The organism is Rhodanobacter sp. Root627, assembly GCF_001427835.1.
GTDB lineage: Bacteria > Pseudomonadota > Gammaproteobacteria > Xanthomonadales > Rhodanobacteraceae > Rhodanobacter > Rhodanobacter ginsenosidimutans.
In genome coordinates this window covers 886,255-907,266 of the sequence record NZ_LMGW01000001.1, presented here as the reverse complement: position 1 = coordinate 907,266, position 21,012 = coordinate 886,255, and the positions used below count along the sequence as shown (strand labels likewise).

At 64.2% G+C, this 21,012-nt stretch carries 25 protein-coding genes; 15 read left to right on the top strand and 10 right to left on the bottom strand.

Annotated features, from left to right (window positions below):
- Positions 1-8: 8 nt before the first annotated feature.
- The 3 genes from ASD68_RS04340 to ASD68_RS04330 all read right to left on the bottom strand — a co-directional run bounded on the left by ASD68_RS04340 (position 9) and on the right by ASD68_RS04330 (position 2,125).
- Entirely contained in the window at positions 9-365 is a 357-nt protein-coding gene (locus ASD68_RS04340; RefSeq protein WP_056603814.1) for a DUF1428 domain-containing protein, read from the bottom strand.
- 168 nt (positions 366-533) lie between these two features.
- On the bottom strand, positions 534-1,301 hold the full coding sequence (locus tag ASD68_RS04335) for a hypothetical protein (RefSeq protein ID WP_056603811.1): 768 nt from the start codon (positions 1,299-1,301) through the stop codon (positions 534-536).
- 344 nt (positions 1,302-1,645) lie between these two features.
- The gene (locus ASD68_RS04330) at positions 1,646-2,125 is read right to left on the bottom strand and encodes a VOC family protein (protein ID WP_056603808.1); all 480 of its coding nucleotides are present in this window, start codon (positions 2,123-2,125) and stop codon (positions 1,646-1,648) included.
- A gap of 241 nt (positions 2,126-2,366) precedes the next feature.
- On the opposite strand from ASD68_RS04330, the gene ASD68_RS04325 reads away from it, so the two are divergent.
- The 5 genes from ASD68_RS04325 (at position 2,367) to ASD68_RS04310 (ending at position 5,990) form a co-directional block, all read left to right on the top strand.
- Positions 2,367-2,714: a hypothetical protein gene (locus ASD68_RS04325; RefSeq protein ID WP_156458330.1), complete on the top strand. Its 348-nt coding sequence runs from the start codon at positions 2,367-2,369 to the stop codon at positions 2,712-2,714.
- Between the two features lie 226 nt (positions 2,715-2,940).
- The gene (locus tag ASD68_RS04320) at positions 2,941-4,356 is read left to right on the top strand and encodes a cbb3-type cytochrome c oxidase subunit I (RefSeq protein WP_056603802.1); all 1,416 of its coding nucleotides are present in this window, start codon (positions 2,941-2,943) and stop codon (positions 4,354-4,356) included.
- A complete protein-coding gene (locus ASD68_RS04315; protein ID WP_056603799.1) occupies positions 4,353-5,336 on the top strand; it encodes a cbb3-type cytochrome c oxidase subunit II in 984 nt (327 codons plus the stop codon). Before ASD68_RS04320 ends, ASD68_RS04315 begins: the two co-directional genes overlap by 4 nt.
- Before the next feature lie 13 nt (positions 5,337-5,349).
- On the top strand, positions 5,350-5,514 hold the full coding sequence (locus tag ASD68_RS16770; RefSeq protein WP_156458329.1) for a hypothetical protein: 165 nt from the start codon (positions 5,350-5,352) through the stop codon (positions 5,512-5,514).
- A gap of 11 nt (positions 5,515-5,525) precedes the next feature.
- A complete protein-coding gene (locus tag ASD68_RS04310) occupies positions 5,526-5,990 on the top strand; it encodes a hypothetical protein (protein ID WP_056603795.1) in 465 nt (154 codons plus the stop codon).
- 60 nt (positions 5,991-6,050) lie between these two features.
- Here ASD68_RS04310 and ASD68_RS04305 read toward each other — a convergent pair whose 3' ends face one another.
- Positions 6,051-6,830 carry a glutathione S-transferase family protein gene (locus tag ASD68_RS04305; protein WP_235578628.1) on the bottom strand — a complete coding sequence of 260 codons (780 nt, stop codon included), beginning with the start codon at positions 6,828-6,830 and terminating at the stop codon, positions 6,051-6,053.
- Between the two features lie 223 nt (positions 6,831-7,053).
- On the opposite strand from ASD68_RS04305, the gene ASD68_RS04300 reads away from it, so the two are divergent.
- The 5 genes from ASD68_RS04300 (at position 7,054) to ASD68_RS04280 (ending at position 10,502) form a co-directional block, all read left to right on the top strand.
- A complete protein-coding gene (locus tag ASD68_RS04300) occupies positions 7,054-7,437 on the top strand; it encodes a GtrA family protein (protein WP_056079176.1) in 384 nt (127 codons plus the stop codon).
- Between the two features lie 102 nt (positions 7,438-7,539).
- The gene (locus tag ASD68_RS04295; protein ID WP_056079173.1) at positions 7,540-7,740 is read left to right on the top strand and encodes a hypothetical protein; all 201 of its coding nucleotides are present in this window, start codon (positions 7,540-7,542) and stop codon (positions 7,738-7,740) included.
- 249 nt (positions 7,741-7,989) lie between these two features.
- Entirely contained in the window at positions 7,990-8,862 is an 873-nt protein-coding gene (gene bla / locus ASD68_RS04290) for a class A beta-lactamase (RefSeq protein WP_056603791.1), read from the top strand.
- Positions 8,863-9,007: 145 nt separating this feature from the next.
- Positions 9,008-9,556, top strand: coding sequence for an isochorismatase family protein (locus ASD68_RS04285; RefSeq protein ID WP_056603788.1), 549 nt, complete (start codon positions 9,008-9,010; stop codon positions 9,554-9,556).
- The gene (locus ASD68_RS04280; protein ID WP_235577508.1) at positions 9,504-10,502 is read left to right on the top strand and encodes a DJ-1/PfpI family protein; all 999 of its coding nucleotides are present in this window, start codon (positions 9,504-9,506) and stop codon (positions 10,500-10,502) included. Before ASD68_RS04285 ends, ASD68_RS04280 begins: the two co-directional genes overlap by 53 nt.
- 79 nt (positions 10,503-10,581) lie before the next feature.
- Here the strand turns inward: ASD68_RS04280 and ASD68_RS04275 are convergent, their stop codons facing one another.
- Complete coding sequence (locus ASD68_RS04275) at positions 10,582-10,980, bottom strand: SRPBCC family protein (RefSeq protein ID WP_056079165.1); 399 nt, start codon at positions 10,978-10,980, stop codon at positions 10,582-10,584.
- Positions 10,981-11,023: 43 nt separating this feature from the next.
- Positions 11,024-11,401, bottom strand: coding sequence for a VOC family protein (locus tag ASD68_RS04270; RefSeq protein WP_056079161.1), 378 nt, complete (start codon positions 11,399-11,401; stop codon positions 11,024-11,026).
- 94 nt (positions 11,402-11,495) lie between these two features.
- Here ASD68_RS04270 and ASD68_RS04265 point away from each other — a divergent pair, with 94 nt between their 5' ends.
- On the top strand, positions 11,496-12,338 hold the full coding sequence (locus tag ASD68_RS04265; RefSeq protein WP_056603785.1) for a helix-turn-helix transcriptional regulator: 843 nt from the start codon (positions 11,496-11,498) through the stop codon (positions 12,336-12,338).
- Between the two features lie 32 nt (positions 12,339-12,370).
- Here ASD68_RS04265 and ASD68_RS04260 read toward each other — a convergent pair whose 3' ends face one another.
- The 4 genes from ASD68_RS04260 to ASD68_RS04245 all read right to left on the bottom strand — a co-directional run bounded on the left by ASD68_RS04260 (position 12,371) and on the right by ASD68_RS04245 (position 17,321).
- Positions 12,371-12,655, bottom strand: coding sequence for an addiction module antidote protein (locus ASD68_RS04260; RefSeq protein ID WP_056603782.1), 285 nt, complete (start codon positions 12,653-12,655; stop codon positions 12,371-12,373).
- Positions 12,656-12,879: 224 nt separating this feature from the next.
- A complete protein-coding gene (locus ASD68_RS04255; protein WP_056603779.1) occupies positions 12,880-14,085 on the bottom strand; it encodes an acetyl-CoA C-acyltransferase in 1,206 nt (401 codons plus the stop codon).
- Positions 14,086-14,236: 151 nt separating this feature from the next.
- Positions 14,237-16,633: a 3-hydroxyacyl-CoA dehydrogenase/enoyl-CoA hydratase family protein gene (locus ASD68_RS04250; RefSeq protein WP_056603776.1), complete on the bottom strand. Its 2,397-nt coding sequence runs from the start codon at positions 16,631-16,633 to the stop codon at positions 14,237-14,239.
- 61 nt (positions 16,634-16,694) lie between these two features.
- Positions 16,695-17,321 carry a TetR/AcrR family transcriptional regulator gene (locus ASD68_RS04245; protein ID WP_056079143.1) on the bottom strand — a complete coding sequence of 209 codons (627 nt, stop codon included), beginning with the start codon at positions 17,319-17,321 and terminating at the stop codon, positions 16,695-16,697.
- A 225-nt stretch (positions 17,322-17,546) separates the two neighbouring features.
- On the opposite strand from ASD68_RS04245, the gene ndk reads away from it, so the two are divergent.
- From ndk to ASD68_RS04225, 4 genes are read left to right on the top strand one after another with little or no spacing between them, the layout of a single operon-like run.
- On the top strand, positions 17,547-17,972 hold the full coding sequence (gene ndk / locus ASD68_RS04240; RefSeq protein ID WP_056079141.1) for a nucleoside-diphosphate kinase: 426 nt from the start codon (positions 17,547-17,549) through the stop codon (positions 17,970-17,972).
- Between the two features lie 28 nt (positions 17,973-18,000).
- Positions 18,001-19,134 carry a 23S rRNA (adenine(2503)-C(2))-methyltransferase RlmN gene (gene rlmN, locus ASD68_RS04235; protein ID WP_056603774.1) on the top strand — a complete coding sequence of 378 codons (1,134 nt, stop codon included), beginning with the start codon at positions 18,001-18,003 and terminating at the stop codon, positions 19,132-19,134.
- Positions 19,135-19,153: 19 nt separating this feature from the next.
- Positions 19,154-19,912 carry a type IV pilus biogenesis/stability protein PilW gene (gene pilW, locus ASD68_RS04230; protein WP_235577506.1) on the top strand — a complete coding sequence of 253 codons (759 nt, stop codon included), beginning with the start codon at positions 19,154-19,156 and terminating at the stop codon, positions 19,910-19,912.
- A complete protein-coding gene (locus ASD68_RS04225; protein WP_235578627.1) occupies positions 19,909-20,886 on the top strand; it encodes a helix-turn-helix domain-containing protein in 978 nt (325 codons plus the stop codon). Before pilW ends, ASD68_RS04225 begins: the two co-directional genes overlap by 4 nt.
- Positions 20,887-21,012: the final 126 nt, after the last annotated feature.

The following is a 21,012-nucleotide window of genomic DNA, read 5'->3' as shown; positions in this document are numbered from 1 at the left end:
CGCGGCGGCTAACCGGGCAGGCTGACCACCGGCACGAAGCCGCCGAAGATCATGCGCTGGCCGTCGAACGGCATGTCGCTGGCGCCTTCCAGCCGGGGATCTTTCATGAACTTTGCCATGCCGGCGTCGCGGGTGGCCTTGTCGGGCCATTCGATCCACGAGAACACCACCGACTCATCCTCGGTGGCCTGCACGGCGCGCCGGAAGTCGGTGAGCTTGCCGTCGGGCACGTCGTCACCCCAGCACTCCATGACGCGCGTGGCGCCAAATTCCAGCAGGATGGTGTCGAACGTGGTGGCGTGCGTGGTGAACGCTTCGCGCCTGGCGTTGGGCACGGCGAGGACGAAACCGTCGATGTAGGGCATGGCTGTCTCCTGAGGTCATGGCGTCCGTTGTGGCCGCCTTCGTGTAGCGACGAACGAGTGCGCTGGATCGGCATGGAGAAAGCAGGTTTCGATCTGCGCTGGTTCCGGACGAAAGCCCGGCATCTGGCCGGGCTTTCGTCGGTGGAACGATCGGGCGGGTGCCCTCGGTTATTGCTTGTTGGCCACCAGGGTGAGGCCACGGTTGGTGGGCTTGAAGGTGGCCACGGTGGTCATCTGCTTGCCATCCGGCGACACCGTCATCTTCGATATCGAAGTGAGCTTGCCGTCCCGGTAGTTGGTCTCCTGCAGGGCTTCCCCCACCATTTTCACCGCGACGGTGTCATGGTCCGGGTCACCCGCTACAGCGACCGGCTTGCCGCCGAGTTTGGCCGTGTAGGACTCACCGAGCTTGTTGGACATGGTCACCGTGTCGCCATCGACCTTGTAGGTGGAGGTCAACCTGTTTTCCGACGCGCTCTGGTAGCTCGCAATCTGCCAGGAGCCGGCCAGGGCGTTCGAACCCGGTGCACCGGGACCAACGCGCTTCAGGGTTCCGTGGAAGTTGGCGTGCTTGCCGCGATCGGACGTGGTGTCGAAGGTGGCGGTCTTGCCATCCGGGGCCACGGTATAAGTGCGGCTGTAGATGAGCTTGCCGTCCTTCTTGGCGGTCTGCTCGACGACGTGGTCGCTGACGACCTTCACGGCCATGTGGTCCATGTCCGGCCGCCCGCTGACGGGTTGGTCGGTGCCGTCGGCCTTGATGTGGATGGGCGGCGCGCAGTTGCAGGTGTACAGGCCGTCCTTGAGCGTCATCACCTCCGCTGTTCCGGAGCCGTGGATCTTGCTGACATCGATCTTCCATGTGCCATCGAACGCACTCGCTGCCATCAGCGGAAACGGCAGCAGCAAGGCTGTCAGCACCAACGTTTTGTTCATCAATCTTTTCATCGCAAGCCCTCGCATTGATTGATACCACGGCCGGGATCCACCCGAAGCGCTGAAGCCCCCATGCATGCCGGGGATGCTTCCTTTTCGAGCCCCAGGGGCGAGGACGGTACTCCGAGTTATGGCGGTGTGCGCGTGCCGTGGGGCGGGATTGGAGGGAGTTTGCGGTGTAGTGGGGGAGGGGGAGCAAAGGATCAGGAGCAAGAGCGCCCCTTCCGCCTTCGGCACCTTCTCCACCGGGCGGGGGAAGGAAGTCAGGGCCAACGTCACGAACAGCGATCTCGAACACCTTCCCTCGCGGGTGGGGAAGGAAGCTGATGGTGGCGTGGCCGTAATCAGCCGCGTCGTGCGGCTTCGATCGCGGCGATGTCGATCTTCGTCATCGTCATCATGGCGTCGAACGCACGCTTGGCGACGGCGGGGTCGGGGTCGGTGACTGCGGCGGTCAGGGCGCGTGGGGTGATCTGCCAGGACAGGCCCCACTGATCCTTGCACCAGCCGCACTCGCTGGCCTGGCCGCCGTTGTCGATGATGGCGTTCCACAGGCGGTCGGTTTCAGCCTGATCGTCGGTGGCCACCTGGAATGAAAACGCCTCGTTGTGCCGGAATGCCGGGCCGCCGTTCAAACCCAGGCACGGGATGCCCATGACCGTGAACTCGACTGTCAGGACATTGCCCTGCTTGCCGGCCGGATAGTCGCCAGGCGCGTGATGCACGGCGCCCACGGCGCTGTCCGGAAATGTTCTGGCGTAAAAGGTGGCGGCGTCCAGGGCGGTACCGTCATACCAAAGGCAAATGGTGTTCTTGCTGGTCATGCGGGTTCTCCGGGGAGCGAACGGCAGTGAAATGCCCCTCTTACCAGAATGATGTGTACGTGGCGCGAAATCCGTCCCTTCGTCATCCCCAGTCGCGCTATGCTGGGTTCGCCAATCCGGCGCGACGCGTCACGGGTTGGCGTTCCTCGACTTGTTGGATGCGTCGCTTATCGGGAGATAGGTAATGGGAAGAAATGGAATGGCGGGGCTTTGTGTTGCTGCGGCTATGGCAGTCTCCACGATGTCGGTGGCCTGGGCACAGCAACCCGAGACAAAGAATCCGGGTGACGCGTTACCGAGTTTCACCCAACTCGACAAGAACGGGGATGGCGAGGTCAGCCGCTCCGAGGTGCCCAAGACTTTGTACGACCTGCGTGCGTACTTCAGTCAATACGGCGGCTCGAACCATCGCCTCTCGCATGCGGAATATGAGCGCTACGTGGCGCGCGCCAACAATGCGGCTTGCAATAGCGATTTATTCATCAGGTCCATCGCGTGTCCCGCCAGGGGCCCGATGTCGAGCGGCTTCAAGAATGTTCCCAACGTCAGCAACAACCACCCCAGGGTAGCTACCAGCAACAACCGGTAGGTGACCAGGCGCGCTGCGCGGTATCGGAATTGTCGCGTGGCGCGATGTTAATTGCGGTGGTTTGTACGTGCACTACTTGCCGTATCGGTTGCCTTCGTGGCGCCAACGGCGCAGACATTCGGCTGCGATTTTCTGATCCAGATCATGGGTGTGTGTTCCGTGCGGGTATACGGTCACAAACCCCGACGCCCGTGTGGACGCCGTACCACGTGCGATGGGATGGACGATGCAGGCAACTGTCACGGCACAGCATTCGGCGGTGAGCGCGGACGATGATCGCGCATTGGCCGCCGTGTTCTCGGCATACACCGTTTCGGCCACCTGCTGGCTGCTCTTTGCCACGGCGGTGGGGTTGCTGCTGGCATTCAAGTTTGGCGCGCCGGATTTCTGGGCGGCGAAGTACCTGACCTTCGGCCGGTTGCGGCCGATCCACACCAACGACACCTTCTACGGCTGGGCCAGCATCGGCCTGGTCGGGCTGGCGTATTACGTGGCCGCACGCAGTTGCGGCACGAAGCTTTACAGCATCAAGCTGGCCTGGATCGGCCTGGCGCTGTTCAACCTTGCCGCCATCGCCGGCACCATTGCGCTGGAGCTGGGCTACAACTGGGGTGATCTGGAATACCGCGAGTGGCCGTGGCCGATCCGGCTGGTATTCCTCGCCGCGTTGCTGGTGACCGGCTGGAATCTGATCGGCACGGTGGCGCGACGCACCACCGAGGACATCTATCTTTCCAACTGGTACACGGTGTGCGGCGTGCTGTGGACCTGCGTGATCGCGATCGTCGCGACGCTGCCGTGGTATCAGCATGGCCTGGGGCAGGTCGCTATTTCCGGCTTCTACATGCACAACGCGGTGGGCATGTGGTTTACGCCGCTGGCGTTGGGCGTCTTCTATTACGCGATCCCGAAGATCCTCAGCCGCCCGATCTATTCCTATGCGCTGGGCGTGTTCGCGTTCTGGACCAACCTGCTGTTTTATCCGTTGCTTGGCGGGCACCACTTCCTGTTCAGCCCGCTGCCGTGGTGGTTGCAGACCACCGCGATCGTGTTCAGCGTGGCGATGCTGGTGCCGGTGTGGGGTGGCAGCGCGAATTACCTGCTGACGATGCGCGGGCGCTATCGCGACATGACCCACTCGTATCCGCTGATGTTCATTTTCGTGGCGGTGATCGGCTACCTGTTTGGCTCGACCCAGGGCACGGTCGAGGCGTTCCGCTCGATGCAGGCGATCTGGCACCTCACCAACTTCACGGTCGGGCATTCGCACCTGACGATGTATGGCTTTGTCACGTTTGCGGTGTGGGGTGGCATCTATGCGCTGCTGCCGCTGGCCACCCACAAGAGTCCGGGCCGGCTGGGCATTGCCCTGCATTTCTGGATGGCGCTGGTAGGCAGTTTCATCTACGTCATCGCGCTGTCGATCGGCGGCACCATCCAGGGGCTGGACTGGCTGCACCAGCGGCCCTTCATTCAGTCGGTGACGGACATGGCGCCGTATTGGGTCTGGCGCGGTGCCGGTGGCTTGCTGATGTTCCTGTCCCACATCGTGTTTGCATGGAACGTGTGGCGGATGACGTCGGGGCAAACCGGTAATGCGGGCTCACCCATCCTGGCGCGCACCGAGGGGGCCGCCGCATGAAAAAGTTGCTGCAGATTGCCGGCGGTGCGCTGCTTGTCTACATCGTCATCGTGATGGGGATTGCGGTGATCCCGGCCATCGACCTGTCGAAAACCCCGCCGGGCCCGGGCGTGAAGCCATTGACGGCCTTGCAGGCGGAAGGCAGCGTCGTGTATGCCGCGAACGGTTGCGCGTATTGCCATACCCAGCAGGTGCGGCCGCTGGCCGAGGACAAGGTGTTTGGACGTCCATCCGCACCGGGCGATTTCAGCTACCAGACGCCGGAGCTGCTCGGTTCCGAGCGCACCGGGCCGGATCTCTCCAATATCGGCAACAGCAAACCCAGCGACGTGTGGCAGTACATCCATCTGTTCGACCCGCGCGCGGTAGTGCCCGAGTCGGTGATGCCGAACTTCAAGTTCCTGTTCCATGTGGTCGCCACCGTGCCGCCCGGCGAGACGGCAGTCCCGGTGCCGGCGGCGTTTGCGCCGAAGCAGGGCAAGGTGATCCCGACCCAGCAGGCCAAGGCGCTGGTGGCGTACCTGTTGTCGTTGAAGCAGACGCCGATTCCGGGCTACGCCATGAACGGTGGCATGGGCGGCATGACCTCGGCGGCGCCCGCAACGGCACCGGCGCCAACCGCGGCTGCCGGTGGTGGCTACAGCTACGACGCCGGCAAGGGCCAGAGCCTGTTCATGGCGAACTGTTCGGCCTGCCACCAGGCCACCGGCGAAGGCATTCCAGGCGCGTTTCCGCCGCTCAAGGGCAACGCCGCGGTGGATGCCGACGACCCGACCTTGCACATCCACACCGTGCTGCACGGTGCGCACGGCGTCACCATCGGCGGCGTGGCCTACAGCAGCGTGATGCCGCCGTTCGCCGATCAGTTGAGCGACGCGGACATCGCCAACATCGTCAACTACGAGCGCAGCTCGTGGGGCAACCACGCCAAGCCGGCGACCGCGGCCGCCGTGGCCGCCGTGCGCGCCAAGGGCCCGTGAGCAGGAGGTCACCATGCATCATGCTTTTCTCGGGCCGTTCTGGGGCAACGTCGCCATCATCGCGATCGCCGGGGCGATCACCATCGGCTGTTTCGTCGCGATGTTCTGGATGATCTTCCGGCCCGGCGAGAAAGACCCGCACCACGCCAAGTACGAGATCCTGCGCAAGGACCGTTGAGGAAACCCGCCATGTCCAAGCCCCACGTACGCGTCTACCTCGACGACGATCTGCAACCGGTGGCGGATCACGAACTGCCGACCGCACTGACCCTCGATACCCGCAAGCTGGCCGACGGCCCGCACCGGCTGATCATCCGCGCCGAGGATCACAGCGGCGCCGAAGGTGTGGAGGAAATCCCGTTCCACGTGCAGAACGGCCCCGGCATCATCGTGTCGGGCCTGCGCCCGGGTTCGACCCGGCGCGGCGAGTTGCGCCTGACCGTGGACGCCTTCAGCACCGACGACCCGTTCGACCCGCGGCGCGCCGAAGCGCGTTCGTCGATCCCGGTGTGGGTGTGGGTGATGTGCCTGTTCGTGGTGGCCTGGGCGGTCTTCTACGCCGGGCGCATGTGGGATGTGCCGGCGCAATACCGCGACACGCCCACCTACGGCCCGCCGCCGGCACAGGCAGCGCCGGCGACGACGCCACGCTGATCCGACGGCGGGGAACAAGGGATGCCGTGGTGGCCATGGAGCCACCACGGCACCGGCGAATCAGGCGGCAGCTGTCGCCGCGCGATCCGCGTTGTGGGGATACATCGCGTCGAGGTATTCCTGGTCCATCTCGGTCTTGAACGTGTGTGCATCCTTCAGCGCTTCGGCGCGCTGGGCGGCCGGGCGTGCATTGATGCGGTCGAGGAAGCGTTTGACGTGGGGAAAGTCGACCCAGCCCTGTTCGCCAAACATGAAGGGCAGGGCGCGCGCCCAACCCCACAAGGCCATGTCGACGATGGTGTATTCCTCGTTGACCATGAACGTACGGGTGGCCAGGTGCTCATCGAGGATCCGCCAGTGGCGCCGTGCCTCGAAGTCGTAGCGATTGAGCGCGTAAGCCTTGGGCTCGGGGGCGAAGTGCTTGAAATGCACCGCCTGGCCGGAGAACGGACCGATGCCGGTGGCGATGAACATCAGCCACGAATACATCCGGCTGCGAACTTCCGGCGTGTTCTCGGGCAGGAACTTGCCGTGCTTCACCGCGAGATAAAGCAGGATCGCCGTGCTGTCGAAAACCACGGCATCGCCATCGACCAGGGCCGGAGTTTTGCCATTGGGGTTGATGGCGCGGTAGGCGGCGCCGTGCTGCTCGCCCCTGGCCGTGTCGACCGGCACCATCTGGTAATCAAGCCCGGACTCTTCGAGAAACAAGGCGACCTTGGCGGGGTTGGGGGACGGGTGGTAGTAGAACTTCATGATGTTGGCCTTGATGGGTGGGGTGGTGGAGCGGCGCCGGGTTTGCCGGGTGGCGCCGCGCAAACAGAGTGTCTGCGTTTGCACATGCCGCAACCACACCATTCATCGCAAAGTTCAATTGCGCTTTCAGCAAGCTTGTCCACGACTGCTGGAACGCCGCCGATGGCATTGCCGTCAGGGCTTCCGACGGTTGTCGACGCGTGTTGCCGTGTCCCCATGCGATGACGGAACGCACCGCCACGCTTCCACCCCTGCGCCAAGTACGCGAGACTTTGCTGCTGCACACGGCAATCCAGCGGGAGATTCAATGAGTTTGGCGCGACAGGGAGTCAGCTTCTTGATGGTCGGGCTCGGTCTGCTGACCGCCGACTGGGCGGTGTTCGTGGTGTTGACGGCGCTCGGCACGCCGGCGCCGGTGGCCAATGTTCTTGGGCGCATAACCGGTGCGCTGCTGGGCTTCTGGGCGAATGGCCGCTTCACGTTCGGCACACCCGACGCCACCCGGCTCGGCCCTCACCGGTTTTTGCGCTTCCTGGCCATGTGGCTGCCGCTGACCGTGCTCAGCACCCTTCTGGTCACGCTGGTGGAAGCGAAACTCGGCTTGCAGATGGCGTGGCTGGCAAAGCCAGCGGTCGAGGCGTGTCTTGCCGTCATCAGCTTCGTCGTTTCACGCCATTGGGTGTATCGGTAAACGAGGCGCCCCTATTCAATGCGCCCGCCGATTGATGCGTCGACGCCATCGTCGCCAGGCAGCGGGCAAGCTGCATGCACCAAAGCAACGGAACCCGTGCCAATGACAGAACAACGCGATCCGACCGATCTGGACTATCTCACCTGGGTGGCCGAGGGCAGGGCGGCGATGGTGCCCGCCGACGTCAGCGCCCGCTTGCTGGCGGCTGGGCTCCTGGTGCAGACCGATCGCGACAAGGTGGATCGTCAACGGTTCGAACTGAGCCCGGCCGGGCTGGACCATATCCGTTCGAGCGATCAATAGCGGACCGCGCCAATTTGCTTGCGACGTTTGGCAATGCGATGACCACTCGCCCGCCCCCCAACCGTTCGCACTGAGCGCAGCCCGCGCAGCGGGCGGAGTCGAAGCGCCATCCACACCATCATGAGAAGGGAATCGTGGCCAGGTTGTGCTGCCCCGGCAATGCCATGGTTTGCGCCGCGAATGGACGGTCATGCCAGCCACCATTGGTGACCCCATAACCGCTGCATCTTCTCTTTGAAAGGCCATCCCATGCATCGTCGCGATTTGTTGAAAGGCACCTTGATGGGCGCATTTGCGCTGGCACTCCGCCCCGGATTCGCGTGGGCGGCGTCTGTTGACGACGCCACGGCACAGTTCACCGAACTGGAGCGCAAGCATGGCGGGCGGCTGGGCGTTTCCATTCTGGACGCGCAGAGCGGCCGCCGCATCCGGCATCGCGCGGGCGAGCGCTTCCTGATGTGCAGCACGTTCAAGTGGCTTGCCGCTGCCGCCGTGCTGGCGCGGGTGGATAGCGGCAGGGAGCGACTCGATCGCCGCGTGGTCTACGGCAAAGACGTGTTGCTGGACTACGCTCCGGTCACCAGCAAGCACGTAGGCGCGCCGGGCCTGAGCGTGGCCGAGCTCTGCGCTGCTGCCGTGACCTTGAGCGACAACACGGCCGCCAATCTCCTGCTCGCCAGCATGGGCGGCCCGACCGCGATCACCGCATTTGCGCGCAGCCTGGGCGACGAAACCACCCGGCTCGACCGCATCGAACCCGAGCTCAACCTGGGCAGCCCCGGCGACATCCGCGACACCACCACGCCGGACGCCATGCTGGCGGACCTGCATCGCGTGCTGCTGGGTGACCGGCTTTCCGCTGGATCGCGGGACCTGCTGCTTCAATGGCTGCGCGGATGCAGTACCGGCCTCGACGCCATCCGCGCCGGCCTTCCCGCAAACTGGACGGCCGGCGACAAGACCGGCAGCGGCAGCCAGGGCGAAACCAACGACGTGGCCATCATCTGGCCACCGCGGCGCAAACCGTTGCTGGTGAGCGCGTACTACGCCGGCTCCCACGCCGAGCCGGCAGAACGCAAGGCGGTGCTGGCGGCGGTGGGACGCATCGCGGCGTCGATGTAGCCGTCACTACGTTTTCCAGAAGCGAAGCGGTGATCGCCGTTGATGCACACCTGGCCGGATCCGTCCGCTCACGGTCCGGCACGGTGCTCGTTGACTATCGCCCGGCTGTCTAGAGTGACGGCTCCCTCAACGATGGAGTCGTCCCATGTTCGATAACCCCGCCTTGCTGGTCATCGATGTGCAGCAATCGTTTCTGCATGCGCCGTACTGGCGCGAGGACGATATGCCGGTGTTCCGCGAGAACCTGTTGAAGCTGATCGATGCAGCGGTCGCGCGCGGCTGGCCAGTGGTGCGCATCCTGCACGAGGATGGCGATGCACACTTTTCCGAGGCGTCGGGCCTGGTGAAACCGATGACGTGGGTGCCAGAGGCGCACGATGTGGTGTTCCGCAAGCAGGTGCACAACGCGTTCACCGGGACGCAACTGGAAGCCTGGCTGCGCGAACGTGGCATTGGGCGACTGATCGTCAGTGGCATCCGCACCGAGCAGTGTTGCGAAACCACCACGCGGGTCGCTTCCGATCTCGGCTTCGCCGTCGACTACGTCACCGAAGCCACGCTGACCTTCCCGATGGTCCACGCCGGCAGCGGCACTCGCTACGATGCGCAGGACATCAAGCAACGCACGGAACTGGTTCTGGATGGCCGCTTTGCCCGCATCTGCACCGTCGATGACGTCCTCGCCGATCACTGAGGTGTGCTTCGTGCTGCCGCCGGACCTGATCCTGCTGGATCTGGCCGGCGCGGCCGATGCGTTTCGTATCGCCGCCTCGATGGGCCTACCTCTGCGCTTGCGCATGCTGGCGCCGATCGAGGGTGGGGACACCGCCATGACGGCGTTGGGTGTCGGGCTCGTCGGTATCGAACCGCTGCCGGCGCAGTTGGATACGCACGCGATGATCGTGGTGTGCGGCGCCAGCGGCAGTGGCGAGCAGGTTTTGTCACTGCCCGCCAACAAGGCGCTCATCGAATGGTTGCGACGACACGGCAGCCATGGCCGGCGTCTGGCCTGTGTGTGTTCGGGTGCGTTGCTGGCCGCTGCCGCCGGGTTGCTGGACGGCCGGCGCTGCACCACACACCACAGCTTGCTCGATGCGCTGCGCCGACTCACGCCGACGGCCGAGGTGCTGGACAGCCGTGTGTTTGTCGAGGATGGCGAGGTGTATACCAGCGCGGGCATCACCGCGGGCATCGACCTGGCACTGCATTTGATCGCCGGGCTGGGCTCGTCGCGCTTGGCCGCCGCGGTGGCGCGCGAAATGGCCGTCTACATGCGGCGGGCGTCAGGCGATCCCGCGCTGTCGCCGTGGCTGGAAGGGCGCAACCACATGAATACGGCGATCCACCACGTACAGGATACGCTGGCCAAAGCGCCCGAACAGGACTGGCCGCTGGCGCGTCTGGCCGACATCGGCCACCTGAGCGTACGCAGCCTCACGAGGCATTTCCGCGAGGCCAGCGGCATGTCGATCAATGCTTATCATGCCCGTCTGCGTCTGGCACTCGCCCGCCAGGCACTGGCCAGCGGTGACAGCGTAGAGCGCGCTGCCGAACGCGCCGGCCTGGGCTCGGCACGCCAACTGCGGCGACTGTGGTCGCTCCATGCCAGCGATAGCCCGGTATCGGCGCGACGACGTTGAGGAGGCCGGCCCACTGACTGTTCGTGCTGGGCGTGGCCCTCGCAGCCGACGGAGTCGACGCGCTTGTCATGCCGCCGACTCAACGCGCCAGTTTGTCCAGTGCGACCTTCATGGCGCCGGCACCCGTGTCCATCGCGAGTTCGATCGCGCCGCTGATGTCGTCGGGCAGAAAGTCGGCGAGCCAGATGACGCGGGTGATCCCCGGTTCGGCAACCACCTGCGCGGAGGCGTTGTAATGCGTGGCGCCAACACCTTCGGCCGACCACACCAGGCGATGCGCCTGTTCGTCCAGCGTGATGATTGGCTCGCGGATGCAGTGGCCATTGGCGAAGGTAACCCACCGCGCACCGGGTTCGAGTCGGGTGTCGATGACGAAGCCCGGCACCAGGCGGGTGTGCAGCGCCCCGATGTCGCGGATCGCATCCCACACGTCGTCGGAATGTGCCGTGGTGACTATGTCCTTGCGTACGGTAGCCAAAGGATTCTCCTGGTCAGATGTGAGCGGCAGCTTTCCGCTGTGGTCAGCGAGCACTGCTGCAATACGCTTCGATGCGGTAGCCGTCCGGATCGGCTACGTATGCGGCGTAATAGCTTGTGCCGTAATCCGGCCGCAATGCAGGTCCGCCATTGTCGCGGCCATCATGCGCGAGGGCAGCGGCATGGAAGGCGTCGACGCTGGCACGGCTGGGCGCCGCAAAACAGATGTGCAAGCCGGAGGCGTCATTGGCGGCAACCGGCACCTCGCTGCGCAACACCCATAACGCCACGGAAGTTGCGCCGTAGCCGAGTGAGGTCGCGTCCTCACTGAGGCAGCGGTAACCGAGCGGCTCCAGCGCGGCGTCGTAAAAGGCTTTGGCGTGCGTGATGTCGCGAACGCCGATGGAAAGATGGTCGATCATGGGTGACTCCATGGATGGTCGGTGGCAGGATCATCGGCGTTGCCGCGCTGGGTGGCTTGGGAAAAATTGCGGTCCACGCAAGAGCCGTTATTCGATGACGATGGATGCCACAACATGGGCTGCCGGCAACGGCTGGAGCGTGCAGGAAGTAACCTGCAACGCCGGGCCGCGCGACCGCGCGTTCGAGGAACGCCACGAGACGGTGTCGATAGCGGCGGTGCTCGCCGGCACGTTCCAGTACCGCAGCGAACAGGGCGCCGCGCTGCTGGCTCCCGGCGCTTTGCTGCTCGGCAATCATGGCCAATGCTTCGAGTGCAGGCACGAACATGGCATCGGTGATCGCTGCCTTTCGTTCCACTTCACGCCGACTTACTGGGAGAGCCTGGTGGCCGCCATGCCCAGCATGCGCCGGGCGACGTTCGCCCACTCGCATGTGCCACCCGCCGCCTCGCTGACCGGCATGCTGGCCCGGCTGGCATCCTTCAGGCAGGGAGATACCGCTGCGTTGGAGGAAGTCGCCATCGATCTGGCTGGCGCCGTGCTGCATGCGGATGCCGGGCTTCGCTCCCGACCAGGTCCATTGCGAAACCACGATGCTCAGCGTGTATCGGATGCCGTGCGCCGCATTGAAGCGCACGCGCATGAGGTGGGCGAGACCCTGTCGCTGGCTGAACTTGCCCACGACGCGGATCTCAGCCCCTGGCATTTCCTGCGCGTCTTCCGCCGCGTAGTGGGCATGACGCCGCATCAATATGTGCTGCGCACACGTATGCAGCGCGCCGCCGAGCAATTGCGCGACTCGGCCGGCTCCATTTCAAGCATCGCCTTCGCGGCCGGATTCAACGACCTGTCCACCTTCAATCAACGGTTCCGTACCGTGATGGGGATGAGCCCGGGGTCATATCGGATTCGGCGTAACTGGGACGGAGGAAGTTAATCCGATCACCGGTGGCGGCATCACCAGATCTGTTACGCCGCCTCGGCACTCAACTTCACTCCCAGCGCCTGCACGACCTTCATGATCGTGGCGAACTCCGGGTTGCCTTCGGCGGACAACGCCTTGTACAGGCTTTCGCGGCGCAGGCCGGTGTCGCGTGCGAGTTGGGACATGCCGCGGGCGCGTGCAACCACACCGAGACTGCCGGCGATGAAGGCGGGGTCGCCGGTTTCCAGGGCGGCGGAGATGTATTCAGCCTGGGCTTCGGGGGTACCCAGGTGTTCGGCGGGGTCAAAGGGGTGGGTCTTGGTGCGCATGTTTCACCTCACAGGCTGGCAGCGAGTTTCCGGGCTGCATTGATGTCCTTGCGCTGTGTGCCCTTGTCGCCACCGCCGAGAACATGCCGTTATCCATAGGATACGTCACCACCTTGGCCAGAGAAGGTGTGGCAAGCGGATCAGGGCCGCTCAAACGCAAACGGCGCCGTATCGCTACGGCGCCGTTCCAGTTTCAGATTCAGGCTTCGCCGGAATGACGAGCTTTAGAGTGCCTCGAAGATCCCCGCCGCGCCCATGCCGGTGCCAATGCACATAGTCACCATGCCGTACTTCTGTTTACGGCGGCGCATGCCGTGCACCAGCGTGGCGATACGCACCGCGCCGGTGGCGCCGAGCGGATGGCCGAGCGCGATGGCACCGCCGAGCGGGTTCACTTTGGCCGGGTCGAGCTTGAGGTCGCCCATCACGGCCAGCGCCTGTGCAGCAAACGCTTCGTTGAGTTCGATCCAGTCGAGCTGATCCTGGGTGATGCCGGTCTGCGCGAGCGCTTTGGGAATCGCTTCCTTCGGGCCGATGCCCATGACTTCGGGCGGGACGCCAGCGACGGAGAAGCCGACGAAACGGGCGAGGGGCTGCAGGTTGTATTGCTTGATGGCTTTTTCGCTGGCGAGCAGCACGGCGCCGGCGCCGTCGGACATCTGGCTGGAGTTGCCGGCGGTGACGGTGCCGCCGAACTGGCCGTTGCGGAATACGGTGCGCAGTTTGGCCAATACTTCCGGGGTCGTGCCTGCGCGCGGGCCTTCGTCCTGGTCGATGACGCGGTTGTCGGTGGTGATGTCGCGGCTGGCGAGATCCGGGTAGTGGTCGTCGAGCTGGAACGGGGTGATTTCGTCCTTGAACTCGCCGGCAGCCTGGGCGGCCAGGGCGCGGCGGTGGCTCTCGACCGAGAACGCGTCCTGCTGTTCGCGGCTGACTTTCCACTGCTTGGCCACGTTTTCGGCGGTGATGCCCATGCCGTAGGCGATGCCGATGTTCTCGTCCTGGAAGATCGCCGGGTTCATGGCGACCTTGTGGCCCATCATCGGGACCATGCTCATGCTTTCGGTGCCACCAGCGAGCATCAGGTCGTCCAGGCCCAGGCGGATGCGGTCGGCGGCCATCGCCACCGATTGCAGGCCGGAGGAGCAGAAGCGGTTGACGGTGACGCCGGGCACGGTGTGCGGCAGGCCGGCCAGCAGCAGGCCGATGCGCGCCACGTTCATGCCTTGCTCGGCCTCGGGCATGGCGCAGCCGATGATGACGTCGCCGATCTGGTGCGGGTCGATGCCGGGGTATTGCGCCATCACGCTGCGGATCACGTGGGCGAGCATGTCGTCCGGGCGGGTGTTGCGGAACACGCCGCGCGGCGCCTTGCCGACCGGGGTGCGGGTGGCCGCGACGATGTAGGCGTCTTGCACTTGCTTGGTCATGGGATTTGCTCCGTGGCGTCGCGCAGGGATGCGGCGACGCGTCTTGGTTTTTGTTCGTCATTCCAGCGAAAGCTGGAACCCAGTGCCTTTGGTGGTGCCTTGAGTCGCTGGATCCCGGCTTTCGCCGGGATGACGGTGTGGAGGGTCGTGATCAGTTCCTGAGCGGCTTGCCGGTGGTCATGGTGTGGGCGATGCGGGCCTGGGTATTCTCCGTTTTCGCCAGCTCCACGAAGTGCTTGCGCTCAAGCGCCAGCAGCCATTCCTCGTCGACGGTCGAGCCGCGCTCGATCACGCCGCCACAGAGGGTGTCGGCGATGCGCGAGGCGATGTCGACGTCGTGTTCGGAGGCAAAATAGCCGGCCTGCAGGTTGGCCAGCGAGGCCTTGAACGTGGCGGTGCCGACATCGCCGGCGACAGTGACATGGGCGGGCAGCGGTGGGCGGTAGCCGGCCTCGGCCAGCGACAGCGCCACCTTCTTGGCGACGTACAGCAGTTCGTAGGCGTTGAACACGACCACGTCGCTGTCGCGCAGCAGGCCCAGGTTCTTCGCCTCGAATGCGCTGGCGGAAACCTTGGCCATCGCCACGGTTTCGAACACCTTCTTCAACTCCTCGAACGGGTCGGCCGGATTCGCCTTGGACGCGCGCACGGCCAGCTCATGCAGGCCGCCGCCAGCGGGCAGCAGACCGACGCCGGCCTCGACCAGGCCGATGTAGCTTTCGAGTGCTGCAACCGTCCGGGCGGAATGCATCTGGAATTCGCAGCCGCCGCCGAAGGCCATGCCGCGCACGGCGGAGACCACCGGCACCAGCGCATGCTTGATCGCCATGCTGGTGCGCTGGAAGTTGGCGACCATGTGCTCGAAGTCGTCGAACTTGCCGTCCTTCAGCAGGCCCAGTGCTCCCTTCAGATCCGCGCCGGCGGAGAACGGTTCGCCGGTCTGCCAGATCACCACGGCCTTGAGCTTTTCCTCGGCCAGCTTGATCGCGTGCTGGATGCCGTCGAGCACGTGGTCGTTGACGGTGTTCATCTTGGTCTTGAACGAGATGATGCCGATGCCGTCGTCGCCCAGCGTCCACAGGCGCACGCCGTCGTTCTCCCACACGGTGCTGCCGGTATCGAACTTCTCGCCCAGGATCGGATCGGGGAACAGCTGGCGCTGGTACACCGGGTGCTGCGAACGCGGCTTGTCGGCGTTGGCGCTGGCCGAGTAAGAACCGTCCTTGCCGTGCACGCCCTTGCGGCCGTCGGTGACCCAGACGGGCAGGGGCGCGTTGCTCATCGCCTTGCCGGCCTTGATGTCTTCGTTGATCCATTCGGCAATCTGCTGCCAGCCGGCAGCCTGCCAAGTCTCGAACGGGCCGAGCTTCCAACCGTAGCCCCAGCGAATCGCGAAATCCACGTCGCGCGCGGTGTCGGCGATGTCAGCCAGGTGGTAGGCGGTGTAGTGGAACAGGTCGCGGAAGGTGGCCCACAGGAACTGCGCCTGCGGGTCGCTGGAGGCGCGCAGCTTGCCGAACTTCTCGGCCGGGTCCTTTACGCCCAGGATCGCGGCGACTTCATCGGACGGCTTCTGTTCGGAGGGGCGGAAATCCTGCTTGGCCACATCCAACACCTGGATGTCCTTGCCGACCTTCTTGTAGAAGCCGCCGCCGGTCTTCTGGCCCAGCGCACCCTTCTCGATCAGCCCGGCCAGCCACGCGGGCGCCTTGAAATACTGGTGCCATGGATCGTCGGGCAGGGTGTCGGCCATGGTCTTGATGACGTGCGCCATGGTGTCCAGACCGACCACGTCGGCGGTGCGATAGGTGGCGCTCTTGGGGCGACCCACGGCCGGACCGGTAAGTGCGTCGACGGTGTCGAAGCCGAGCTTGAATTGCTCGGTGTGATGCATGGTGGCCAGCATCGAGAACACGCCGATGCGGTTGCCGATGAAGTTCGGCGTGTCCTTGGCGATTACCACGCCCTTGCCGACGGTGGTGACCAGGAACGCTTCGAGGCCGTCCAGCACGTTCTTGTCGGTGAGCTTGGTCGGGATCAGCTCGACCAGATGCATGTAGCGCGGCGGGTTGAAGAAGTGCACGCCGCTGAAGCGGTGGCGCATTTCCTCGGGCAGCGCTTCGGCCAGCTTGTTGATCGACAGGCCTGAGGTGTTGGAGGCGATGATCGCCGTCTTCGACAGGTGGCCGGCGATCTTCTTGTACAGGTCGAGCTTCCAGTCCATCCGTTCGGCGATCGCCTCGATCACCAGGTCGACATCTTTCAGATGATCGAGGTCATCGTCGTAGTTGGCTGGGATGATCGAGGCGGCCAGCGCCTTGTCGGCCAGCGGAGCCGGCGACAGTTTGGCCAGGTTGGCGATCGCCTTCAGCGCGATGCCGCTCTTGGGGCCTTCTTTCGCGGGCAGGTCGAACAACACGGTTTCAACGCCGGCGTTGGTCAGGTGCGCGGCAATCTGCGCGCCCATGACACCGGCGCCCAGCACGGCGGCCTTGCGGATGCGCAGCGCGGAAGGCGTCGAGGGGGATTGGCGGGGGGATGTAGTCATTGGCTTCTCCGAAAGTACCGACATGAAGTGCCGAGCGAGGTCCTGACTGACGCACCCGGATCTAGGGATGGGTGAGCCCGGCGACGGCGAAACGAATAAGGTGCTGGATGGTTTGTTCGAGATGTACGCCTTCGCTGACATCTTGCTTGCGCTGGATCATGCCGAAGCCGGACATGGCGTGAGTCAGCGCGCCGGTGACCAGGTCGATGCGCCAGTACAGCTCTTCCTTGCTGAGATGCGGCAGCAGGCGGGCGAACTCGGCGGTGAACTGGCGCATCACGTGGCCGTAGTTCTCGGACAGGAACTGGCGCAGCGAGTCGTCGTGTTCGGCAAAGGCCCGCGCCAGTACGCGCATGAACAGCGAGCCGCTATCCTCGTGGGACAGCTTCAGCGCAGGGCGGATAAACGCGTCCAGCACGTCCTCGAGGCGGTCGTTGCCGCTTTCCCTGGCATTGCCCAGTGCAGCGAGTCGTTGTGCGTTGAGCGTGTCCAGCCGGCGCCGGAAGACCTGTTCGACAAGCTTGTCCTTGGAGCCGAAGTGGTAGTTCACCGCGGCCAGGTTCACGCCGGCAGCGGCGGTCAGCTGGCGTAATGACGCGCCTTCGAAACCGCGTTGGGCAAACAGGACTTCGGCGGCGCCGAGTATGCGGTCCTTGGTCGAGCTTGAGCGATTCACGATAGCTTCCATCCGTCAGCGGTGAACAGGCGTTCAAACGATCGTTTGAGCATACGCGGCCCACTTCACGAACGTCAAACCGCCTCGCTACTTGCAAACTGCATATGACTTGCGTATGAGCTAGAATCTGTCAGACTTTCCGGGGCTAAACCCTCAATCCTTGTAAGGTTTACGTCACCGCCGGCCGTTCTGGCCGACCCTCTTTATCTTTTTTATCCGTCACCGGAGCAGATTCGTATGGCGCTGGAGCGCACCCTTTCCATCATCAAACCCGATGCCGTCGCCAAGAACGTCATCGGCCAGATCTACGCCCGTTTCGAAAAGGCCGGCCTGAAGATCGTCGCTGCCAAAATGAAACAGCTGTCGCGCCAGGAGGCCGAAGGCTTCTACGCGGTCCATCGTGAGCGCCCGTTCTTCAAGGCCCTGGTTGATTTCATGATTTCCGGCCCGGTGGTGATCACCGCGCTGGAGGGCGAGAACGCCGTGCTGGCTCATCGCGACCTTATGGGTGCCACCAATCCGAAGGAAGCGGCGCCGGGCACGATCCGCGCGGATTTTGCTGATTCCATCGACGCCAACGCGGTGCATGGCTCCGACGCCGTGGAAACCGCCAAGGTGGAAATCGCGTATTTCTTCGCCGCGACGGACGTCCTGTCGCGCTGAGCGATCCCCTGTTTGTGAGGCATGCGTTGTGAACCAGGTTGTGGTCAATCCACCCGAAAAGGTCAATCTGCTCGACTTCGATCGCCGGGGTCTGCGTGATTTCTTCACGCAAATCGGCGAGAAGCCGTATCGGGCCGAGCAGGTGATGAAGTGGATCTACCACGACCTGGAAGACAACTTCGAAAACATGACCGACGTGGGCAAGGCGCTGCGCGCCAAGCTCACCGAGGTCTGCTACATCGGCGCGCCGAAGACGCTGCTGAACAAGGTAGCTACCGACGGCACGCACAAGTGGCTGCTGGGCATGGACTCCGGCAACGCGATCGAGACGGTGTACATCCCCGAGCCGACGCGCGGCACCTTGTGTGTGTCCTCGCAGATCGGCTGCGCGCTCAACTGCAGCTTCTGCTCCACCGGCGCACAGGGTTTCAACCGCAACCTGTCCACCGCCGAGATCATCGGCCAGGTCTGGGTGGCGGCAAAACAGCTGGGCAACGTCACCCACCAGAACCGCCGCATCACCAACGTGGTGATGATGGGCATGGGCGAGCCGCTGGCCAATTTCGACAACGTAGTCAGGGCGATGCACCTGATGCGCGACGACCTGGGCTTCGGCCTGGCGGCCAAGCGCGTGACGCTTTCCACGGCGGGCATGGTGCCGCTGATCGACCAGCTTTCGGCGCAGATCGACGTCTCGCTGGCGGTATCGCTGCATGCGGCCAATGACGAGTTGCGCACGGAATTGATGCCGATCAACAAGCGCTATCCGATCGCCGAGCTGCTGGCGGCGTGCCAGCGCTGGATCGCGCGCAAGCCGCGCACCTCGATCACCTTTGAATACACCTTGATGAAGGGCATCAACGACCAGCCTGAGCATGCTCGCCAGCTGATCAAGCTGATGCGCAAATTGCCCACCTGCAAGGTCAATCTCATTCCGTTCAACCCGTTCCCGGGCACCCAGTACCAGCGCTCGGACGCCAACGACATCCACGATTTCCAGACGCGGCTGCTCAACGCCGGCGTACTTACCATGCTGCGCCGCACCCGCGGTGACGACATCGATGCCGCGTGCGGGCAGTTGGCGGGGCAGGTGACGGACCGCACCCGGCGCAGCGCCGATATTCGCAAGCGGCAGGACGAGGGGACATTGCATGCGAGCTGAGCGGGTCCTGGTTGTTGCCTTGGCGTTGACCCTGGCGGGCTGTGTCACGACGCACACCAACAGCAGTGCGTTGGGGGCGCACATGCCCAAGACGTCCAAGGCCCAACAGGCCGTCGATGCGGCGCGGGTACATACCGAACTGGGCCAGCGCTACATGGCCAACGGCGACCTGCAGGAAGCGCTTGGCAAACTGACCAAGGCGCTGCAGTTCGATCCCGATTACGTGCCCGCGCACACCGTCATCGCGGTGCTGTATGAGCGGATCAACAAGCTTCCCGAAGCCGAGCAGCATTACCGCAAGGCGGTTGCGCTGGATCCGACCAAGGGTGCGCCGAACAACAACCTCGGCGCCTTCCTTTGCCATACCGGCAGGGGCGGCGAAGCGATCGGTTATTTCCGCAAGGCTGTTACCGATCCCTTCTATCAAACCCCGGATGTGGCACTGACCAACGCCGGGGTGTGCCAGATGCAGATGAGCGACTCGAAGGGTGCGGAACAGAGCTTTCGTGACGCGCTCGTGCGTAACCCCAAGAACGCCGAGGCACTATATCAACTGGCAAACTTGCTTTTTTTGAGCAATGATGCCTTTCACGCCCGCGCGTTTCTGCAACGCCGGGAGGGGCTGGGCGCGGCTGACGCCGCGACCTTGAAACTCGGTCACGATATCGAATCTCGTCTGGGCGACCTGGAAGGCGCTCGCACTTACAATCAGCGTCTGCAAAGCCGTTTCCCGGACTCGGAACAGGCGCGTGCTCTGGACAACAACGTCAGCCAATGACCATGCAACCCAATTTCCCTGGCCAGGATGCCAGCGAGTCGATCGTCTTTGATGCTCCCCAAAATGCGGAGCCGGCTTCAGCAGCAACCCTGGGAAGCCCCAGTTTCGGCGCCCTTTTGTGTGAGGCGCGTGAAGCGCGGGGACTGGAAATCGAAGCCTGCGCCCACGCACTCAGATTGCCGGTCCGTATGTTGCGGCGGCTGGAGCGCGACGATTATCAGGACATCGATTCCAAGGTCTATCTGGCCGGTTACATCGGTAAATACGGCCATTATCTCGGCATGGATCCGGCGCTGATCCAGACCGAGCTCGACCGCATCAAGCAGACCGAGCCCACCCTGGTGGCCACCGGCGGCATTTCGCATTCACGTTTTCTGCTCGACCGTTACGCGACGGCTGCCACGTATGTGGTGCTGACCGCCGTCATCGTGGTACCGATGGTGTGGATGGGTGTGCGCGGCACGCTCAATCGCGACCTCAGCCATCTAGCTCCCCTGGATGCGACGCCGGTTGCGCAGGTTGATGCCCCGGAATCCGCCGTGAATGACGCAGCCCGGCTGCCCAGTCACGTGGCGCTGCCGCCTCCGGTGCAGGAACAACCCCTGCTTGCCTCGATGGCCGCTTTTCCGAACCTCGACAGCAGCGCGGCATCGAAGAAGCCGTCTGTCCTGGCCCCGCCCGCGGCGGTCGAGACAGGTGTGGGCGGCCACAACCTCGAGCTCAACCTCACCTCCGCCAGTTGGGTCGAAGTGACTGACGCGGCCGGCGTGCGGCTGGAATACGGTTTGCTGCCCGCGGGCAGCCACAAGATCTATCAGAGCGACAAGCCGCTCGACGTGCGCATCGGGAACGTTTCCGGCGCCAGCGCCACCATCGATGGGCAGCCGGTTGGCCTCGACGATTTCCGGCACGCCAACGTCGCGCACTTCAGCGTTGAAATCCGCGACGGCAAGGCCACCCCGACCGCCCTCTGATCCACGCGCCCGGCTCCGTCCGGGTGCCACATTTCGGTTATGCTTGCCCATTGCCCGCCCGGTACCGAGCGGTATCGGTGGGCTTTTTGCTTTTATCTTCCACGCCGGCTTCCGAGCACGCCGGCG

Excerpts from the sequence above, each read along its gene's own strand:
- ASD68_RS04340 (WP_056603814.1), bottom strand. The coding sequence starts at position 365 with ATGCCCTACATCGACGGTTTCGTCCTCGCCGTGCCCAACGCCAGGCGC.
- ASD68_RS04335 (WP_056603811.1), bottom strand. The coding sequence starts at position 1,301 with ATGAACAAAACGTTGGTGCTGACAGCCTTGCTGCTGCCGTTTCCGCTG.
- ASD68_RS04330 (WP_056603808.1), bottom strand. The coding sequence starts at position 2,125 with ATGACCAGCAAGAACACCATTTGCCTTTGGTATGACGGTACCGCCCTG.
- ASD68_RS04325 (WP_156458330.1), top strand. The coding sequence starts at position 2,367 with ATGTCGGTGGCCTGGGCACAGCAACCCGAGACAAAGAATCCGGGTGAC.
- ASD68_RS04320 (WP_056603802.1), top strand. The coding sequence starts at position 2,941 with ATGCAGGCAACTGTCACGGCACAGCATTCGGCGGTGAGCGCGGACGAT.
- ASD68_RS04315 (WP_056603799.1), top strand. The coding sequence starts at position 4,353 with ATGAAAAAGTTGCTGCAGATTGCCGGCGGTGCGCTGCTTGTCTACATC.
- ASD68_RS16770 (WP_156458329.1), top strand. The coding sequence starts at position 5,350 with ATGCATCATGCTTTTCTCGGGCCGTTCTGGGGCAACGTCGCCATCATC.
- ASD68_RS04310 (WP_056603795.1), top strand. The coding sequence starts at position 5,526 with ATGTCCAAGCCCCACGTACGCGTCTACCTCGACGACGATCTGCAACCG.
- ASD68_RS04300 (WP_056079176.1), top strand. The coding sequence starts at position 7,054 with ATGAGTTTGGCGCGACAGGGAGTCAGCTTCTTGATGGTCGGGCTCGGT.
- ASD68_RS04295 (WP_056079173.1), top strand. The coding sequence starts at position 7,540 with ATGACAGAACAACGCGATCCGACCGATCTGGACTATCTCACCTGGGTG.
- bla (WP_056603791.1), top strand. The coding sequence starts at position 7,990 with ATGCATCGTCGCGATTTGTTGAAAGGCACCTTGATGGGCGCATTTGCG.
- ASD68_RS04285 (WP_056603788.1), top strand. The coding sequence starts at position 9,008 with ATGTTCGATAACCCCGCCTTGCTGGTCATCGATGTGCAGCAATCGTTT.
- ASD68_RS04280 (WP_235577508.1), top strand. The coding sequence starts at position 9,504 with ATGGCCGCTTTGCCCGCATCTGCACCGTCGATGACGTCCTCGCCGATC.
- ASD68_RS04270 (WP_056079161.1), bottom strand. The coding sequence starts at position 11,401 with ATGATCGACCATCTTTCCATCGGCGTTCGCGACATCACGCACGCCAAA.
- ASD68_RS04265 (WP_056603785.1), top strand. The coding sequence starts at position 11,496 with ATGACGATGGATGCCACAACATGGGCTGCCGGCAACGGCTGGAGCGTG.
- ASD68_RS04260 (WP_056603782.1), bottom strand. The coding sequence starts at position 12,655 with ATGCGCACCAAGACCCACCCCTTTGACCCCGCCGAACACCTGGGTACC.
- ASD68_RS04255 (WP_056603779.1), bottom strand. The coding sequence starts at position 14,085 with ATGACCAAGCAAGTGCAAGACGCCTACATCGTCGCGGCCACCCGCACC.
- ASD68_RS04250 (WP_056603776.1), bottom strand. The coding sequence starts at position 16,633 with ATGACTACATCCCCCCGCCAATCCCCCTCGACGCCTTCCGCGCTGCGC.
- ASD68_RS04245 (WP_056079143.1), bottom strand. The coding sequence starts at position 17,321 with ATGGAAGCTATCGTGAATCGCTCAAGCTCGACCAAGGACCGCATACTC.
- ndk (WP_056079141.1), top strand. The coding sequence starts at position 17,547 with ATGGCGCTGGAGCGCACCCTTTCCATCATCAAACCCGATGCCGTCGCC.
- ASD68_RS04225 (WP_235578627.1), top strand. The coding sequence starts at position 19,909 with ATGACCATGCAACCCAATTTCCCTGGCCAGGATGCCAGCGAGTCGATC.